We start from the raw sequence: 526 nt of genomic DNA, 5'->3' as shown, positions 1-526 counted from the left end.
GTGCGAGTTTTTCACTCGCATTGTCGTTACTCATGTCAGCATTCGCACTTCTGATACCTCCAGCCAGCTTCTCAACTGACCTTCACAGGCTTACAGAATGCTCCTCTACCGCTCAACTTGCGTTGAACCCGTAGCTTCGGTACCTGGTTTGAGCTCCGTTACATCTTCCGCGCAGGCCGACTCGACTAGTGAGCTATTACGCTTTCTTTAAAGGGTGGCTGCTTCTAAGCCAACCTCCTAGCTGTCTAAGCCTTCCCACATCGTTTCCCACTTAACCAGGATTTTGGGACCTTAGCTGACGGTCTGGGTTGTTTCCCTTTTCACGACGGACGTTAGCACCCGCCGTGTGTCTCCCATGCTCGGCACTTGTAGGTATTCGGAGTTTGCATCGGTTTGGTAAGTCGGGATGACCCCCTAGCCGAAACAGTGCTCTACCCCCTACAGTGATACATGAGGCGCTACCTAAATAGCTTTCGAGGAGAACCAGCTATCTCCGAGCTTGATTAGCCTTTCACTCCGATCCACA

At 51.7% G+C, this 526-nt stretch carries 1 rRNA gene; it reads right to left on the bottom strand.

The features are described 5' to 3' along the window. A 23S ribosomal RNA gene (locus tag CXR00_RS17990) occupies window positions 1–526 on the bottom strand; the annotation flags it as partial.

This window comes from Arthrobacter sp. 9E16 (assembly GCF_002929435.1).
Lineage (GTDB): Bacteria > Actinomycetota > Actinomycetes > Actinomycetales > Micrococcaceae > Arthrobacter_B > Arthrobacter_B sunyaminii.
Note: the sequence above shows the minus strand (reverse complement) of the source record. Positions and strands in the feature narration are given on the sequence as shown.